The sequence below is a fragment of the Lysinibacillus sp. FJAT-14745 genome (assembly GCF_001275675.1).
Classification (GTDB): Bacteria; Bacillota; Bacilli; order Bacillales_A; family Planococcaceae; genus Lysinibacillus.
On sequence record NZ_LITM01000006.1, the window covers coordinates 198,888 to 215,353 of the forward strand.

Consider the following 16,466-nt stretch of genomic DNA (forward strand, 5'->3'; position numbering starts at 1 on the left):
AAGCCTATGCAAACAAATCGTTTTGTACTTGCAGGTACTGGCAGTGGGGTTGGTAAAACAACCTTTACCATTGGACTCATGAAAGCATTACAAGAAAAGGGCAAAATTGTGCAGGGCTTTAAATGTGGTCCCGATTATATTGACCCTACCTATCATACTGCCGTAACAGGAAGGGTATCGCGCAATATCGATAGCTGGATGTTTTCACAGGAAGCAGTGCGTGAAATTGTCGCGCGCGCAAGCAAAGATGCTGATGTTTCCATTATTGAAGGAGTTATGGGCTTTTATGATGGCAAAAGTCCGCTATCGGATGCTGGCTCTGCAGCAGACATTAGTGTTGTCACAGAGAGCCCTGTTATTTTAATTGTCAATTGTGCAAGTATGGCACGAAGTGTAGCAGCAGTTGTGAAAGGTTTTCAATTGTTGTCGGATCAACCGAATATCGTTGGTGTTATTGCCAACCAAGTTGGTAGTGTCGGTCACTATGAGATTGCGAAGGCTGCTATTGAGCAGGAATGTGGAATTCCTGTTATCGGCTATTTGAAGCGTGAGGAAGGGATTGATATTCCTAGTCGTCATTTAGGATTAGTCCCTGCAATCGAACGAGGAGAACTCGATACATTTTTTAATAAGCTAGGCTCTTTAATGGCAGAGACCATTGATTTAGATCAATTGCTTGCATTAACAAAGGCTCCTGTTCTACAAGAATCAGGACAACTATTTGCGGAACAACCATCTCAAAATATTTGCATTGCCGTAGCAAAGGATGCCGCGTTTAACTTTTATTATGAAGAGAATTTGGATTTACTGCGTGCAAAAGGAGCTAAGCTGCAATTTTTCTCCCCACTTGCGAATGAGCCTGTCCCAGCTGAAGCAGACGGATTGTATATAGGCGGAGGCTTCCCAGAGGAATTTGCAAATATTTTGGCGGAAAATTCGGAAGTTAAAAAGTCTATTCGTGAAGCAGTTGCCAAAGGTTTACCAACATTAGCTGAGTGTGGAGGCTTTATGTATTTGACGGAGGCTATTACGAATAGTAATGGTGACCGTTATGACATGGTTGGTGTTATTCCGGGAGAAGTAGCGATGCAAACAAAACTAGCGGCTCTCGGCTACCGTGAAATTTTTGGCACACCAAATAATTTTTTAATTGGTACGGATGAAGAAGCAAAGGGGCATGAATTCCACTATTCAAAATATAGCGGGGCACATAATACACCGGCCTATGAAACGAAGGGGCGCTTTGGTAACAAACAAGAGGGTTACCAAGCAGGTAATTTAGTAGCTGGCTATACGCATTTTCATTTTGTATCTAACCCAAAGCTTGTTGACAATTTGTTAACAGCTTGTAAGAAGGTGAAAAATCATGACTAATTATTTTCCTATTCATATTAATGTTGAATATAAAACTGTAGTAATTGTTGGTGGAGGTCACGTTGCAACACAGAAGGTAGCATCATTGCTTCCAGCTAAAGCAAATATTGTCGTTGTTAGTCCAACTCTAGATGAATCATTACTGCCTCTTGCTGAGTCAGGGCAAATTACGTGGCGTGAAAAAGAATTTGAAGCGCGTGATTTAGATGATGCATCACTCATCATTGCGGCGACAAATGATACGTCAGTAAATGATGCTGTACAAGAAGCAGCACAACATTGGCAGCTCATCAACCGCGCAGATGCACAGGCTGAAAGCGACTTTATAACGCCAGCAACAGTGCGCCGTGGTCCTTTAGTGTTAACAGTTTCAACGTCAGGTGCCAGTCCAGCATTAGCGCGTAAAATCAAAGCTGATCTCGAAGAGCAATTTGATGACGTTTATGATGACTATGTATGCTTCCTACAGCAAGCACGTTTAATGATTGCTGCGAAGTTTGAAAAAGGTCCAGAAAGACGTAACGCTTTACAAGCATTACTTGAACCAAGCCTACTAGAATGGACACGTAATGGAGAGATTGATAGACGTGAAGCATTTTTACAACAAATACTGATGGGAGAAACGCGATGAAAGACGGAATAGTGTATTTAGTTGGAGCTGGACCAGGAGATCCAAAGCTCATTACAGTGTACGGGCTCGAATGTATTCAAAAGGCTGATGTCATTGCATACGACCGTCTTGTGAACCCGAAATTGCTAGAGTATGCGAAAAAAGATGCTGAGCTTGTGTACTGTGGTAAATTACCTGGTAAGCATCACTTAATTCAAGATGAGATTCATACATTACTTGTCGAAAAAGCGCAGGAAGGCAAGATTGTCACACGTTTAAAGGGTGGCGATCCATTTGTTTTTGGTCGCGGTGCAGAGGAAGCGGAAATCTTAAAAAATCATGGTATTGCATATGAAATTGTACCTGGTATTACAGCAGGAATTGCTGCTCCGGCGTATGCTGGTATTCCTGTAACACACCGTGATTTTGCAACGAGCTTTGCCCTTGTAACGGGGCACGGTCGTGAAGAAAAAGGACAGGATTTTTTAAATTGGCCTGCCCTTGCAACAGGTATCGATACAGTCGCCTTTTATATGAGTGTTGGCAATATTGCTTATATTTCTAAAAAGCTCATTGAAAATGGTCGTAAAGCAACTACTCCTGTCGCCGTTATTGAGTGGGGAACAACAGAGCAACAGCGTACCATTACAGGACAGCTTGATGAAATTGCTAGCATTATTGAACGAGAAGGCTATCATAATCCTTCCATGATTGTCGTTGGCGAAGTCGTCAAAGTACGTGAGAAAATTCAATGGTTTGAAGAGCGAGGACTTACCTTATCATAAAGGGGTAAAATTCAAAGTTTGAGCATAGGGAGGAAACAACATGACAGTAATTGAGGCTTTAAAAAATCGTCGAGCGATTCGCAATTACACGACACAGCCTGTTGAAAAAGAAAAAATCGAGCAAATTTTACAAGCAGCAACTTATGCTCCAAATGACCGTATGCGTGAGCCTTGGCACTTTTATGTAATTCAAGACGATGCGATGAAACGCTATGAGGAAATGGCAAGTGCTTATTTACAGGAGCGATTCCCTACAAAGCCCAATTTAGTAGAAAGCTCATTAAAGGTTGTTCAAACAACGCCTGTTGCCATTGTAGTTACTGCAGATATTGTAGAAGGCGATGCAGATGCGACAGCAGATAATGTCTTTGCTGTAAGTAGTGCCATTATGTCTATGTGGCTTGCCGCCGAGGAGCTAGGGCTTGGCTTTGTATGGCGTACACGCGGAGTAGGGCTTGTTCATGATCCACGTATGCATACATTCATAGGTGCAAACGACTCACAAAAGGTAGTAGGAACGATCTTTATTGGCTATCCAGAAGAGCAGGAGCTTAAAGACAAGAAACGTACCCCGTTTGAAGAAAAAACAACATGGCTTTAAGGGAGGCTTGAAGAATGGCAAGAAAAGGCTTGTTTTTAGTTTACACAGGTGAAGGGAAGGGCAAAACAACGGCTTCTCTTGGCGTCACATTGCGCGCAGTTGGTCGAGGACTTAATGTGCGTTACATGCAATTTATTAAATCACCAGAACGTACATACGGAGAGCAAATTGCTCTTCGTAAGCTAGGCGTAGAAATGGAGCAAATGGGTATCGGCTTCACTTGGACAAAAACACCCGAGGAGCATCGTGCTGCGTTAGCAAAGGCATGGAAAAAAACAAAGGCCGCCCTGCAAGACGACAGTATTGATGTACTCGTATTAGATGAGCTCAACAATGCGCTTGCTATAACAAAATTCCCAATCGATGATGTGCTCCCATTAGCCGAAGTCATTGAAGCTATTCAGCAGCGCCCATCTACAATGCATTTAGTTGTAACAGGACGTAGCGCCAATCCAGCGCTAATTGCAATGGCCGATTTAGTATCAACAATCGATGCGACAAAACATTATTATGAAGAAGGAATTCCAGCTGTTAAAGGGCTAGAATTCTAATTTGATTCTCTCGTATCGGTGGGTACTCGCGCTTTCGGGGGAAATACCCGCGAAAGCAAGAAGAATACCCGCGCTTTGGAGGGAAATACCCGCGGAAGCAAGGAGAATACCCGCGCTTTGGAGGGAAATATCCGCGGAAGCGAGGAGAAACCCCGTCGCTTTGGAAGGAAATACCCGCGGAAGCAAGGAGAATACCCGCGCTTTGGAAGGAAATACCCGCGAAAGCAAGAAGAATACCCGCGCTTTGGAGGGAAATACCCGCGGAAGCAAGAAGAATACCAGCGGAAGCAAGGAGAATACCCGCGCTTTGGAGTGAAATACCCGCGAAAGCAAGAAGAATACCCGCGCTTTGCAGTGAAATACCCGCGAAAGCAAGAGAAACCCCGCACTTCAACTATAAATAAAGGAGGGAAAAGACTATGCCAGCAAAATCTATCATGATTCAAGGAACGGCTTCTGATGTAGGGAAAAGTATGATTTGTACTGCGCTGTGCCGTATTTTATCTGATGATGGGCTAAAGGTAGTACCGTTTAAATCGCAAAATATGGCCCTTAATTCGTTCGTAACTCAAGATGGCGGAGAGATTGGCCGTGCACAGGGTGTACAAGCAGAGGCAGCACGTGTTGTCGCAACTACTGATATGAATCCTATATTGCTTAAACCAAAGCAGGATATGGTATCGGAAGTAATTGTTCATGGCAGACATTTTTTAAATATGGACGCCAAAAGCTATCGCAATCAATTCGTACAAGAAGCGATGCCGATCGTTGAAAAGTCTGTACGAACTTTACAAAATACATATGATGTTATTGTCCTTGAAGGAGCGGGAAGCCCGGCAGAAATCAATTTAAAGGATCGTGATATTGCAAATATGCGCATGGCTCATTTAGCAGATGCAGCTGTTGTGCTAGTTGCAGATATCGATCGAGGTGGCGTATTTGCATCGATTGTTGGAACACTCGCATTACTTGACGATGCAGAGCGTGCACGTGTAAAAGGGCTGATTATTAATAAGTTTAGAGGGATGCGTGAATTACTTGATGATGGTATTGAATGGGTAGAGCGAGAAACTGGCATTCCTGTACTTGGTGTTGTGCCGTATGTAGATGTCAATATTGAGGCTGAGGATTCGCTAGCACTATCTTCCTTACGCTTTAAAAAGCCAAAGTCTGGGGAATTCTCAGTGGATGTAGCTATGATTCGCTTGCCGCGCATTTCCAACTTTACGGATGTGGATCCATTTTTTGATGAGCCAGAGGTTGGTGTACGTTTAATTGGCAATGTCAATGAGCTTGGTACGCCTGACTTACTTATACTACCTGGAACAAAAAGTACGATGGATGATTTAGCGTGGTTAAAGGCACAAGGCTTCGATCAAGCGATAACTAATTTACGCGAACGAGGCACAAAAATTATAGGTATTTGTGGTGGCTTCCAAATGCTTGGCGAAACGTTACTAGACCCAGATGCAGTAGAAGGAAATGGTGATTCAGCGCAAGGTCTAGCATTATTACCAATGGAAACTGTTTTTATTGGCGATAAAAAAACAGTGCAAATGACAGGAACAAGAGGACGAGATACGTTTACTGGCTATGAAATTCATCTTGGACGTACAAAAATTTTACGAGATGAAGTTTCACCATTTTTACAGCTTGCAGATGGGCGGGTAGATGGGGCAGTGAGTACTGATGATCAAGTGATCGGAACATATTTCCACGGCTTATTCCATAATCGCATCTTTACACGACAGCTCATCAATGACATTCGCGTGAAAAAGGGGCTCGCTACTTTACCAAGCGATGTAAAAAGTGACGCAGAACGTAGAGAGGACGCTTACAATATGCTGGCAAAGCATGTGCGTGCGAATCTCGATATGAAAAAAGTATACGAAATCATGAATATAGAGGTACCTGTATGACAAGAAAAGGACCGTTAGCCATTAATTATGAGGCATTATGGCAGGAAGGTATGAAGGATTGGCATGGTCATATGCCTGAAAGAATGGTCAATGATCAATTAGAGGAGCAGTTTTGGGCGCAGTCAATCGCACGTAAAAAGACAGGACAAACAGATCCTTATGCTGCAAAAATTTTTCAAGAAATTAAAAAAAGTATTCAACCAGAGCATTCGGTATTGGAAATTGGTCCAGGCTGGGGCAATTATACATTTCCATTAGCTGATCATGTGCGAAAGCTAACGTGTGTAGATAGCTCAGAAAGTATCCTTAGCTATTTAGAAAATTGCATGGAGGATCAGCAACATGTGTCTTATATACATGCAAAATGGGAAAGCCTTGCTGAAGATGAGGTAGAAGCGCACGATATAGTCATCGGTGTCAATTGCTTTTATCGTATGTATGAAATCAAATCAGCACTTTACCATATGAATCGTCTAGCTAAAAAGCGTGCTATTATTGGCATGACAACAGGACCGATTCAACCCCATTATGAAATTTTGTACGAAAAGTATGGCTACGATATTAAGTTTCCACGAAGAGATTATATAGAATTTTTAAACTTGCTCTATGAAATGGATATTTATGCAGATTGCAAAATCATCCCATTACAACGAGTGTATGAATATGAAAGCTATGAGCAGCTTGTTACAACACAAAGTAAAAAAATATTAAATAATACTTTTAATAGAGAGCATGTTGAGGAATCGCTCTTGCCGTTTATTGAGGAAAAGAACGGGCGTTATTATTATCGTCATGATTTCCATGCGGCACTCGTATCATGGGAGCCGAAATAATTATGAAACCTTTGGACAAAACTAGTGACCAAAGGTTTTTTTTATTAGGAGCGATAGGGTACAATAAAGCGATATAGATATAGAAGTGAGGTGGCATATGTGCAACTACATTTTTTAGGAACAGGCGCAGGAATGCCTTCAAAGGACCGAAATACAAGTGCCCTAATGGTAAAGCTTTTAGATGAAGTGGGGGAAATGTGGCTTTTTGATTGTGGAGAGGCGACCCAACATCAAATTTTGCATACTTCGTTAAAGCCACGTAAAGTAACGAAAATATTTATTACACATTTACACGGCGACCATATTTTTGGATTACCTGGCTTTTTAAGCTCTCGTTCATTTCAAGGTGGGGATGAGCCATTAACGATATTTGGCCCACAAGGTTTACAGCAATGGATTGAGCAAACCTTAGCCTTGTCAAAGACGCATTTAACCTATCCATTACAATTTGTTGAAGTCCATGAAGGTGTAATTTATGAGGATGAACATTTTACAGTGAGTGCAAGTGAATTGCGACATGTAGTTCCATGCTTCGGTTACCGTATTGAGCAAAAGGATTTGCCTGGCGAACTGTTAATGGAAAAAGCACAAGCTCTTGGTGTTCCGAAAGGTCCTATGCTAGGACAATTAAAAGCTGGGAAAGATATTGAGCTCGCGGATGGCACCATTGTTTATGCGAAAGATGTTGTCGCTCCACCGAAAAAAGGCTTTACGCTCACTATTTTAGGAGATACTAAATACTGTCCAGAGGCAATTTCATTGGCTAATGGAGCAGATATCGTTATTCATGAAGCGACCTTTGATGGTACTACGACAGATTTAGCAGCGAACTATGGACACGCTACAAATGTCGAGGCGGCAAAGGTGGCACAACAAGCAGAAGCCAATTATTTACTGCTAAACCATTTAAGTGCCCGCTTCCTACCTCGCGATTTACCACTATTTTTAGCGGAAGCACAAAAGATTTTCCCACAGACCTACTTAACATCCGATCAATTAGTGTTTACATGGCACAACAATAAATTATCCTAGAATAATATTGTCAATCAGAAAGAACCTTTTAGATGATACGTCATGTAAAAGGTTCTTTTATTATAAATAGCACTATAAGACTAGTGTATTTATTTCATTTATTATTAAATCTTTTTGTTTAAAGGCGTATTAATTATGGTGCTCTATTGTCTTTATACACTTTATTCTCTTTTGAGGAATTGTTTATATTATAGTCTTTTTTATCTAAGCTTTTTCTCCTGATTCTAAAAATAAAACAATTGTTACGAATTTGTGACGATTTTTTTTATTATTAAAAATTATTATTGTAAATTCATAAGAAAAGTAATGAAACATTTAAAATTGATATTGTATGATGAAATGGAAATAATCGCATATTTTAGGGGGAATTGTCGAGATGGGAAAAACAATGAAATGGAAAATGATGCTAGAAATCATGTGCATTGTCGTAATTATTATCGGTGCATTTTCTATTTACATTTATCAAGCGACATATAAAAGTGTAAAGAATAACGGGGAGGCGCTCGCTAACGCCATTGTTATGGGAATGGAGGGTGCTATTCAATCAAGAGAAAAAGCGGAAGAAATAATGGAAAAGGAAATGATTGCTGAATCAGTAATGGCTTCTTATATTCTCGATAAAGGCGCTACATATGAAGATTTGAAGAAGATTGCTGAACGCGGCGGCATTGATGAAATATGGAGTACGGATGATAAAGGAAATACAACTGTCACTTCTGTAGCACCGAAAATTGATTTTAACTTCGGTTCTGATCCAAAAGGACAAGCGGCAGAATATATGCAGCTATTAGATGGACGTGCAAAAGAAATTGTACAGAAGGCGGAAATACGTGATGTAGACGATAAATTTTACAAGTTCGTAGGGGTAAGTAGTTGGAATCCAGCAACACCTCAAATTGTACAGGTTGCTCGACAAGGACAGCAGCTATTAGATTTAGAGGCTAGTATCGGTAGTGAATATTACATTAATCAGCTTAAAGAATCCTTATCCTCAACGGTCCTTTTTGCAGCTATTGTGAATGACAAAGGAGAAACAATAGCAGCTACAGAGGACAGAAATCTAGCAGATATTGGTTTTTTACCAGCGGAATTTTCATCGCAAGAAGCATCTGACTTTTCGGGACGTTATGATGGAACACGTGTTACGCAATACGTAAAACCGTTATCAAATGGTACATATTTAGCTATCACTGTTTCAAATGAAGTACTTTCACATATTTTAGTGGGAACAATTGTTGCTTCATTAATCGTTGTCTGTGTTATTTTCTTCATTACTGGATTTTCTATTTCTAAACAGGTTTCTCGAATTATAAGTGTACGCGATTCACTTGAGGAAATTAGTAAGGGCGAAGCAGATTTAACAAAGCGAATAAACGTAAACTCTAAGGATGAGATTGGACAATTAGTAGCATCATTTAACGGAATGATGGAGAACTTTCAATTCATAATGCGTGAATTGAAGCAGGAAGCTAGCCAAATTAAGGAGGCAACATACATAATTCAAGAAAATGCTCATCATACACTTGATTCATCCGAAATCATTCAGGGAGAATCTAGTCAGGTTGCTCAAGCATCTTTTGCGCAACAGCAAAATACAGAAGACAGTGCACATTCGATGGAAGAATTGGCAAGTAGTATCCAACATATTTCCGAATCCATTGTTGAGATTTCTACCATTTCTCGCAATACAGAAGAAAATGCGAATAATGGCTTACAAATTATGAACAAGTTACAAAAGCAATTAGTAGAAGTTCATGAAAAGACAAATCTTTCAGTAGTAAGTACACAGGAATTAGAAAAATTATCTGACATGATCGGTGAGTTTACAAATGTCATTACTGGAATTTCAGAACAAACAAACTTATTAGCGCTAAATGCATCTATTGAAGCGGCACGAGCTGGTGAAGCGGGTAAAGGATTTGCTGTAGTAGCAGAGGAGGTTCGCAAATTAGCAGAGGATTCAAAACTAGCGGCTGAGCGTATTTCTCAAGTTGTGATGAATGTACAAAGGGAGACAGCTAACATTGTATCGGTCATTTATTCTACTGCTGATGTATTAAAGGCTGGTCGATCTATTGTCCATGAAGCACAGCAATCTTTTGAAGGCATTAATAATAGTGTCCAAGTAATAGCAGACCAAGTAGATTTAGTATCGAGTTCAACAGAGGAAATCGCAGCCAGCACTGAGGAAGTCACGGCAACGATGGAAGATGTATCATTATTGGCAAAACAGACTTCAGCAAGTGTTGCCGATGTCGCGCAAAAGGCTAAAAATCAAGCAGTAAGTATGAATGAAATGACATCGATTATTGATATGTTAAATGCAACAGCAGACAATTTACAACAATCAGCAGGCAAATATAAAGTCTAAATGAAATAGATAGTGAAAACGAAAATTTGGAATATTAAAGAAATATAATGCGATTAATAGTAGATTTTCGTATAATTGAATAAAGGGGTGTGGTTTATATGAATCAGCAAAAAATGCCACCAGCACTATTACGTTTAATCGTTATTTTTCCAAATGTGCTGAGTTATTTATTACTATTTGGACTTATTGTTTTTGTTAAAACTAATTATGACACATTAAAAGCAACCGACAACTTAACGGTTTGGCTTATTTTTATCGCAGTGCTTGCACCAGCTGCTGCCTACACAACATTCAGCATTGTGAAGAAAATTCGTGCTGGACATATGTAAGTTAAATTACAACACGTGTATTCGTCAGATATCTAATGGCTACACGTGTTTTTTTTCCCTATACGCTAGCTCTCTGAGGTATATATTAATCTAAAAAAGAGGAGATATGCGAAATTAAGTAAAGGTAATTTCACGATTCCTTTTTTTGTGTGTTTGTCAGGTTACTTTATTTCATGAGGACTACATTTTCGGAACGTAACTATGTTTATCTAATGCGAATAAAAAAATTCCAGCTAGGGAAACTAAAGAGAAGAGGAGTTTCATTACATTTATAGAAAGGGGTGTTTTATGTGGATCCAACAAATTGCGATTTTTCACCAATGAAACAAACATTAAAGGAAGAGCTTCTGCAGGTCATTCAATCATTACAGCAAAGTGTAGAAGCAATGGATACTGATGCAAACTGTCTTCTTGGGAATTTTGAAAAAATTAAAGAGAAATATGTAATGATTGAAATGAAAGCTGCAACATTTTATTTAAATTGCTATCTTTCTCCGTTTACTGAAAAATATCCTGAGCTTTCAGATTGCGTACAAAATATGTCTAAAAAGAGACACGGTGGACTAATTGTTATTGAGCGGGAGGATTCTGTGGCATCGATTATACAGCCTGGTATTCATATTGGCGCAGAAGTAACGCATTCATTATTAGAATCTATATTTTTTCCTGGAAATCCACTTCATGATGGGGCAGTTTTAGTAAGCCAAAATCTAATTGAGTCAGCAGCAAATGTACTGCCACTGTCAGAGATATATACGGGGGAAAAGAAATTGGGCACAAGACATCGAGCAGCATTAGGGTTAAGTGAAGTAAGTGATGCGCTTGTCCTAGTAGTGTCTGAAGAAACAGGGAGAATTTCGTTTGCCTTTAAAGGAAACTTATATCCAATTACGACGCATGGCATTATATAGTGTGAGCTTCACACTGGAAAATATCTTGAATTCGAGATATTTTTCTTGCTCATTTATCATTTGCCATGTAAAGTGATGAATGAGAGGAGGAGGAAGCGATGCGAAAACACACACTCGGATCACTGACATGGATTCGGATGATGCGCTTTACAAATCAAAGTAACCAGCTATCCAATGAGTTTTTAAAGCGCTTTGACTTAACGACTGCACAATTTGATGTCCTAATACAAATAAAGACATATGCACCGTTAACGCAATCCCAATTAGCAGAAAAAGTGATAGTGACGCAAGGTGGTATGTCTCGGATGCTTGCTCGTCTTGAAAAAGAGGGACTTATTGAACGCAAGCAAAAGTGGAAGACTAAAACAATCTCACTAACAGCGAAAGGCGAGCAAATGATTGATGCGGCAACTCCAAGTCAGCTACAATTTCAATCTTCATTGTTTGAAGAAGTATTAACAGAAGAAGAAATAAAAACTTTAAATATATTAATGTCGAAATTAGAGAAGCATAGTCGTGAAAAAAAATTACCGCCAGCGTGATTTTTTTACACTATCACTTGCTTAGTCAAGTGAAAACGAGGAGGAAACATTCATGAACAAATTAAGTGGTCATCATCATATATCAATGCTAACGAAAAATGGTAAACGTAATAATGATTTTTATACAAAAATTCTCGGCTTACGTCGTGTAAAGAAATCAGTAAATCAAGATTCGCCTTCCATGTATCACTTGTTTTATGGAGACTTAACAGGAGCACCGGGTACAGAATTAACATTTTTTGAAATGCCCGTAGCAGGACGTACAGTTCGAGGTACAAATGCCATTACACGTATTGGATTACTAGTGCCAAGCTATGACAGTCTGCAATATTGGAAAAATCGCTTTCAACAGTTAGACGTTGAACATAGTGAAATTACCACATATGCAGGTAAAGATGCCCTGTTTTTTGAGGATCATGAAGGGTTACGAATGGTGCTTTTAAATCATCATGGTCAAGAAACGCCAGCCGATTGGCAATCATGGGACGGCTCCGAAATCCCTGCAGAACATCGCATTTTAGGGATGGGTACAGTTGAAATGACAGTTCGTTATTTGCAACGCACAGTAAGCTTATTAAAAGAGCTATTTGACTACACAGTTGTTGAAGAAAGTGAAAAAGAAGCAGTATTGCAATCCATTCCTGGTGAAGTACTAGGAGAGATTGTTGTCAAAGAATTAGAAGGGCCAAGTGAGAAGCCCGGTCGTGGTAGCATTCATCATCTTGCGCTACGTGTTGCAAACGCCCAGGAATTACAGGAATGGGATGCCAAAATTAAGGAGCGGGGCTTAGATAGTACAGGAGTAGTGGATCGTTATTATTTCCAAAGTCTTTATTTCAGAGATCGTAATGGAATTTTATTTGAAATGGCAACAGATGGCCCAGGGTTTACGGTTGATGCGGCAGTAGAGGATCTTGGTAAAAAGCTCGATCTTCCACCATTTTTAGAAGAAAGACGTGCTGAAATTGAGGCTATTTTAGAGCCATTAGATTAAGGAGTGAACTACTACATGGAAAAATATCGTATTGATCAATCGAAAGGCATCGAATTTGGCTTGTATTCACTAGGGGATCATATTCCGAATCCATTAACAGGTGAACGTATTTCAGCTCAGCAACGTATTCAGGAGCTAATAGAAGCCAGTCAGCTAGCAGAACAAGCAGGTATTGATGTCTTTGCTGTTGGTGAAAGTCATCAATCATACTTTACTACTCAGGCACACACTGTTGTTTTAGGAGCGATCGCACAAGCTACATCAAAAATCAAATTAGCAAGCTCCGCGACGGTACTAAGTGTCTCTGATCCAGTACGTGTATATGAAGATTTTGCGACGATCGATTTAATTTCAGATGGACGTGCAGAAATAGTCGCAGGGCGTGGCTCTCGAGTTGGTGCATATCAATTACTAGGTATTGATTTAAAGGATTATGAAGAAATTTTTGAAGAAAAATTAGAGTTACTGAAAAAAATAAATGACAATGAATTGGTCACTTGGGAAGGACAATTCCGTGCGCCACTTCACAATGCGCAAATTTTGCCACAGCCTAAAAATGGCTCGTTGCCAATTTGGCGAGCGGTCGGTGGACCACCTGCAAGTGCCATTAAAGCAGGTTACATGGGCATTCCAATGATGCTAACGACTTTAGGTGGTCCTGCAGTTAACTTTAAGCCATCAGTAGATGCCTACAGAGAAGCAGCAGAGAGAAGTGGCTTTGATCCGCAAGAGTTACCGATTGCTACAACAAGTTTATTCTATGTTGCTGATACGACAGAAGAGGCACTACAAGGGATGTACCCCCATTTAAATGGGGGATTCCAAGCAATTCGTGGCGCAGGTTATCCAAAGCAACAATTTGCGGAAGCACCAAATACACGAGACGCCTTAATGGTCGGCAGTAAGGAGCAAATTATTGAAAAATTACTGTATCAATACGAGCTCTATGGCATGCAGCGATTTATGGCACAAATTGACTTTGGCGGTGTGCCATTCGATAAATTAATGAAAAATATTGAAATTATAGGGCACGATATTTTACCTGCCATCAAAAAATATACAGCAAAATAAAAGCGATTTATGTAGCAATCCCTAATATATGTATAAATCCAAGAGGTGTGGAAAAACTGTTTTTTGCCTAGTGTTACTGTTGGATTCAGCACATGATGTCAAATCCGCATCAATTGTTGAAACCCCTCACTTACATTTATAGTAGATTAGTAGGTGAGGGGTTTCTTATTGAAGTAAACAAAGTTAGGCGACTGTTAATTCAAATAGTGTAGGTTTGAATCTTTCTATACAATGAACGAACACTTATACCTAAATCATCCGCTACTTTTTGCTTGCCAGCACGATCAGAGCCATATTCATTTAACTTTTGAAGGATCAGTTCCTTCTCTGCTTGTTTCAGTGAATTAGCAGGATTTTGTTGAGGCGTATGTTGAGTGCTTTCTAAAATATAAGGTGGCAAGCTAGCAATTGAAAGCTCCATCGAGTTCTCCATAATCATGCTGTATTCAATAACATTTTCTAACTCTCTTATATTCCCGGGCCAATGATAACTTTGAAGCAGTTCAAAGTAGGTAGGGCTATAACTTCGAATAAATTTACCAGTACGATTTTGAAGCTTGTCCATTAAAGTGTTCACTAAATCGTGCAAATCTTCTTTTCGATTCCTTAATGGAGGTAGGGAAAGAGGAATAACATTTAAACGATAATATAAATCCGCACGAAATTCCCCCTTTTTCACTAATTCCTCTAATGGACGATTGGTGGCTGCGATTATTCTAATATTTACTTTTTTAAAGTTTGTACTACCGACTCGTCTTATAATGCCATCTTGCAATGTCATTAATAGTTTAGCTTGGAGATGGATAGGCAACTCGGTAATTTCATCTAAAAACAATGTCCCTTTATCGGCTAATTCGAAATAGCCTAGTTTCCCTTTTTTACGTGCACCAGTAAATGATCCTTCTTCATAGCCAAATAATTCACTTTCAAACAATGACTCTGGAATACTCGCACAGTTAATTTCAATAAATTCTCCTTTTTGCACCAAACTATGCTCGTGAATGTATTTTGCCAATAGACTTTTGCCTGTTCCTGTTTCCCCAGTTATGAAAATTGACGAAGCACTGTTTCTAATATTTTTTAATGTCGTGTGAATGTGAGAGAAATTATCTCCAAGTATATAAGGGATAGCTTTAAGCGTGCGTTTTTTTAGTGGTTGATAATGTCCAAAGCTTTTTTGTAAATCAATCAGTATATCTCCTAGTTTAGTTAACCAGTATTGATAGGTACTTTGTTGACTAAGTAATTGTGTTTCCCCATCAGACGTAAAACTTACAAAATTGAGATAACCGTAGTGATTTTCATCTTGAATAAGATTTTTTAATATTTCAACTTTCGAAGGACAGTTATTTTGAAAATGGCAACCTTTACACATACTCATATGTCCAGGCTTTTTAACATCAATAAATGAGTCAGCTTTATATTTTTGAAAGTATGGAAGGTGTACCTTTATGCCTTTTTTTTCTTTATAAGCAGTTGTAGCTACGAGAAGTTCTCCTTCTGAACTAAAAAAAGCAATGTCAATCATTAATAATTGAGAAAAAGTTTCAATTATTTTTGAAATAGTGTTATAGAATGTCAAAAATAATCCCCCCTATACGTATTAAAAAACATTTTAAGTCTGAATATTCGAAAATGTCAATGTTTTGACGAGAATGACAATTGTTGGACCTATAAATATAAAGGAAGCCTAGAAATAGCTGAAGAAAGAATTTGGCATGGTTTTTGCTTATATAGTTAGTAACAAACAGAAAGGAGAATGGAATGATTAATCACTATTTTAAATTACATGACAAGGTTGCAGTCATTACAGGAGGAGCATCTGGAATAGGCTTTGCATCAGCCAAACGCTTAGCTGAAGTTGGAGCGAAGGTAGTGTTACTAGATATTGATGAAGAAAAAGGGAATGATGCTGCATCCAAATTGCAAATGGAAGGATATCCAGCTTGGTTTGTTAAATGTGATGTAACAAATGCAAGAGATTGCGAGACAGCAGCAAATTATATCAAAGAGCAATTTCAAAATGTGGATGTGTTATTTAATAATGCAGGCATCATTCGGCGTAAAACGGTTGTGGAATTAACGGAGAGTGAATGGGATGCAGTTATAAATGTGTCATTGAAAGGCGCTTTTTTACTATCTAAATATGTGATTCCACTGATGAGTGAAAGTGGTGGTGGCAGTATTATCAATACTGGCTCAGGTTGGGGACTAAAAGGTGGAGATAAGGCGGCCTCCTACTGTGCAGCAAAAGCTGGAGTAGTGAATTTAACGAAGGCAATGGCTATTGATCATGGACACCAAAATATTCGTGTGAATTGCATTTGCCCAGGCGACACTGATACGCCTCTTTTAAGAGGTGAAGCAGGGCAATTAAATATAGAAGAACGTGCATTTTTGAAGGATTCAGCCATTAATCGTCCCCTAGCGCGACTTGGTACACCAACTGATATTGCCAATGGTGTATTATTCCTTGCGAGTGAATTGTCTAGTTGGGTAACAGGAACAACGTTGACCGTAGATGGCGGAGGATTAGCATAAAT

Annotated in this window: 17 protein-coding genes; 16 read left to right on the plus strand and 1 reads right to left on the minus strand. The window is 39.3% G+C overall.

Annotated features, from left to right (window positions below; all coding sequences use genetic code 11):
* Nucleotides 1-6 precede the first annotated feature (6 nt).
* The 15 genes from AMS59_RS10955 (at nt 7) to AMS59_RS11025 (ending at nt 13,923) form a co-directional block, all read left to right on the plus strand.
* Entirely contained in the window at nt 7-1,374 is a 1,368-nt protein-coding gene (locus tag AMS59_RS10955) for a cobyrinate a,c-diamide synthase (RefSeq protein ID WP_053483792.1), read from the plus strand.
* On the plus strand, nt 1,367-2,005 hold the full coding sequence (locus tag AMS59_RS10960) for a bifunctional precorrin-2 dehydrogenase/sirohydrochlorin ferrochelatase (protein WP_053483793.1): 639 nt from the start codon (nt 1,367-1,369) through the stop codon (nt 2,003-2,005). Before AMS59_RS10955 ends, AMS59_RS10960 begins: the two co-directional genes overlap by 8 nt.
* Nucleotides 2,002-2,769 (plus strand): uroporphyrinogen-III C-methyltransferase, encoded by a 768-nt coding sequence (cobA, locus tag AMS59_RS10965; RefSeq protein WP_053483794.1) that lies wholly within the window; start codon nt 2,002-2,004, stop codon nt 2,767-2,769. Before AMS59_RS10960 ends, cobA begins: the two co-directional genes overlap by 4 nt.
* A 40-nt stretch (nt 2,770-2,809) precedes the next feature.
* Nucleotides 2,810-3,370: a nitroreductase gene (locus AMS59_RS10970; RefSeq protein ID WP_053483795.1), complete on the plus strand. Its 561-nt coding sequence runs from the start codon at nt 2,810-2,812 to the stop codon at nt 3,368-3,370.
* A 14-nt stretch (nt 3,371-3,384) separates the two neighbouring features.
* Complete coding sequence (locus AMS59_RS10975) at nt 3,385-3,921, plus strand: cob(I)yrinic acid a,c-diamide adenosyltransferase (protein ID WP_053483796.1); 537 nt, start codon at nt 3,385-3,387, stop codon at nt 3,919-3,921.
* A gap of 117 nt (nt 3,922-4,038) precedes the next feature.
* A complete protein-coding gene (locus tag AMS59_RS25115) occupies nt 4,039-4,362 on the plus strand; it encodes a hypothetical protein (protein WP_156304618.1) in 324 nt (107 codons plus the stop codon).
* On the plus strand, nt 4,341-5,840 hold the full coding sequence (locus tag AMS59_RS10985; protein ID WP_053483798.1) for a cobyric acid synthase: 1,500 nt from the start codon (nt 4,341-4,343) through the stop codon (nt 5,838-5,840). The genes AMS59_RS25115 and AMS59_RS10985 overlap by 22 nt, the downstream gene beginning before the upstream one ends.
* A complete protein-coding gene (locus tag AMS59_RS10990; protein ID WP_053483799.1) occupies nt 5,837-6,673 on the plus strand; it encodes a class I SAM-dependent methyltransferase in 837 nt (278 codons plus the stop codon). Before AMS59_RS10985 ends, AMS59_RS10990 begins: the two co-directional genes overlap by 4 nt.
* A 99-nt stretch (nt 6,674-6,772) precedes the next feature.
* Complete coding sequence (gene rnz, locus AMS59_RS10995) at nt 6,773-7,705, plus strand: ribonuclease Z (protein ID WP_053483800.1); 933 nt, start codon at nt 6,773-6,775, stop codon at nt 7,703-7,705.
* A 376-nt stretch (nt 7,706-8,081) separates the two neighbouring features.
* Entirely contained in the window at nt 8,082-10,076 is a 1,995-nt protein-coding gene (locus AMS59_RS11000) for a methyl-accepting chemotaxis protein (protein ID WP_053483801.1), read from the plus strand.
* Nucleotides 10,077-10,174: 98 nt separating this feature from the next.
* On the plus strand, nt 10,175-10,405 hold the full coding sequence (locus AMS59_RS11005; protein WP_053483802.1) for a hypothetical protein: 231 nt from the start codon (nt 10,175-10,177) through the stop codon (nt 10,403-10,405).
* A 290-nt stretch (nt 10,406-10,695) separates the two neighbouring features.
* Nucleotides 10,696-11,316, plus strand: coding sequence for a sporulation-specific diadenylate cyclase CdaS (gene cdaS, locus AMS59_RS11010; RefSeq protein WP_082337463.1), 621 nt, complete (start codon nt 10,696-10,698; stop codon nt 11,314-11,316).
* Nucleotides 11,317-11,414: 98 nt separating this feature from the next.
* Nucleotides 11,415-11,858: a MarR family winged helix-turn-helix transcriptional regulator gene (locus tag AMS59_RS11015; RefSeq protein WP_053483803.1), complete on the plus strand. Its 444-nt coding sequence runs from the start codon at nt 11,415-11,417 to the stop codon at nt 11,856-11,858.
* Nucleotides 11,859-11,910: 52 nt separating this feature from the next.
* Entirely contained in the window at nt 11,911-12,852 is a 942-nt protein-coding gene (locus tag AMS59_RS11020; RefSeq protein ID WP_053483804.1) for a ring-cleaving dioxygenase, read from the plus strand.
* A 15-nt stretch (nt 12,853-12,867) separates the two neighbouring features.
* Nucleotides 12,868-13,923 carry an LLM class flavin-dependent oxidoreductase gene (locus tag AMS59_RS11025; RefSeq protein WP_053483805.1) on the plus strand — a complete coding sequence of 352 codons (1,056 nt, stop codon included), beginning with the start codon at nt 12,868-12,870 and terminating at the stop codon, nt 13,921-13,923.
* Nucleotides 13,924-14,122: 199 nt separating this feature from the next.
* On the opposite strand, the gene AMS59_RS11030 is transcribed toward AMS59_RS11025, so the two are convergent.
* Nucleotides 14,123-15,505: a sigma-54-dependent Fis family transcriptional regulator gene (locus AMS59_RS11030; RefSeq protein ID WP_234007736.1), complete on the minus strand. Its 1,383-nt coding sequence runs from the start codon at nt 15,503-15,505 to the stop codon at nt 14,123-14,125.
* Nucleotides 15,506-15,687: 182 nt separating this feature from the next.
* On the opposite strand from AMS59_RS11030, the gene AMS59_RS11035 reads away from it, so the two are divergent.
* Nucleotides 15,688-16,464 (plus strand): SDR family NAD(P)-dependent oxidoreductase, encoded by a 777-nt coding sequence (locus AMS59_RS11035; protein WP_053483806.1) that lies wholly within the window; start codon nt 15,688-15,690, stop codon nt 16,462-16,464.
* Nucleotides 16,465-16,466 lie beyond the last annotated feature (2 nt).

Bases quoted from the DNA above. Each gene is read 5' to 3' on its own strand.
- AMS59_RS10955 (WP_053483792.1), top strand. From the start codon at position 7: ATGCAAACAAATCGTTTTGTACTTGCAGGTACTGGCAGTGGGGTTGGT.
- AMS59_RS10975 (WP_053483796.1), top strand. From the start codon at position 3,385: ATGGCAAGAAAAGGCTTGTTTTTAGTTTACACAGGTGAAGGGAAGGGC.
- AMS59_RS11000 (WP_053483801.1), top strand. From the start codon at position 8,082: ATGGGAAAAACAATGAAATGGAAAATGATGCTAGAAATCATGTGCATT.
- cobA (WP_053483794.1), top strand. From the start codon at position 2,002: ATGAAAGACGGAATAGTGTATTTAGTTGGAGCTGGACCAGGAGATCCA.
- AMS59_RS10985 (WP_053483798.1), top strand. From the start codon at position 4,341: ATGCCAGCAAAATCTATCATGATTCAAGGAACGGCTTCTGATGTAGGG.
- AMS59_RS10970 (WP_053483795.1), top strand. From the start codon at position 2,810: ATGACAGTAATTGAGGCTTTAAAAAATCGTCGAGCGATTCGCAATTAC.
- AMS59_RS11020 (WP_053483804.1), top strand. From the start codon at position 11,911: ATGAACAAATTAAGTGGTCATCATCATATATCAATGCTAACGAAAAAT.
- AMS59_RS11005 (WP_053483802.1), top strand. From the start codon at position 10,175: ATGAATCAGCAAAAAATGCCACCAGCACTATTACGTTTAATCGTTATT.
- AMS59_RS10990 (WP_053483799.1), top strand. From the start codon at position 5,837: ATGACAAGAAAAGGACCGTTAGCCATTAATTATGAGGCATTATGGCAG.
- AMS59_RS11025 (WP_053483805.1), top strand. From the start codon at position 12,868: ATGGAAAAATATCGTATTGATCAATCGAAAGGCATCGAATTTGGCTTG.
- AMS59_RS11015 (WP_053483803.1), top strand. From the start codon at position 11,415: ATGCGAAAACACACACTCGGATCACTGACATGGATTCGGATGATGCGC.
- AMS59_RS10960 (WP_053483793.1), top strand. From the start codon at position 1,367: ATGACTAATTATTTTCCTATTCATATTAATGTTGAATATAAAACTGTA.
- AMS59_RS11035 (WP_053483806.1), top strand. From the start codon at position 15,688: ATGATTAATCACTATTTTAAATTACATGACAAGGTTGCAGTCATTACA.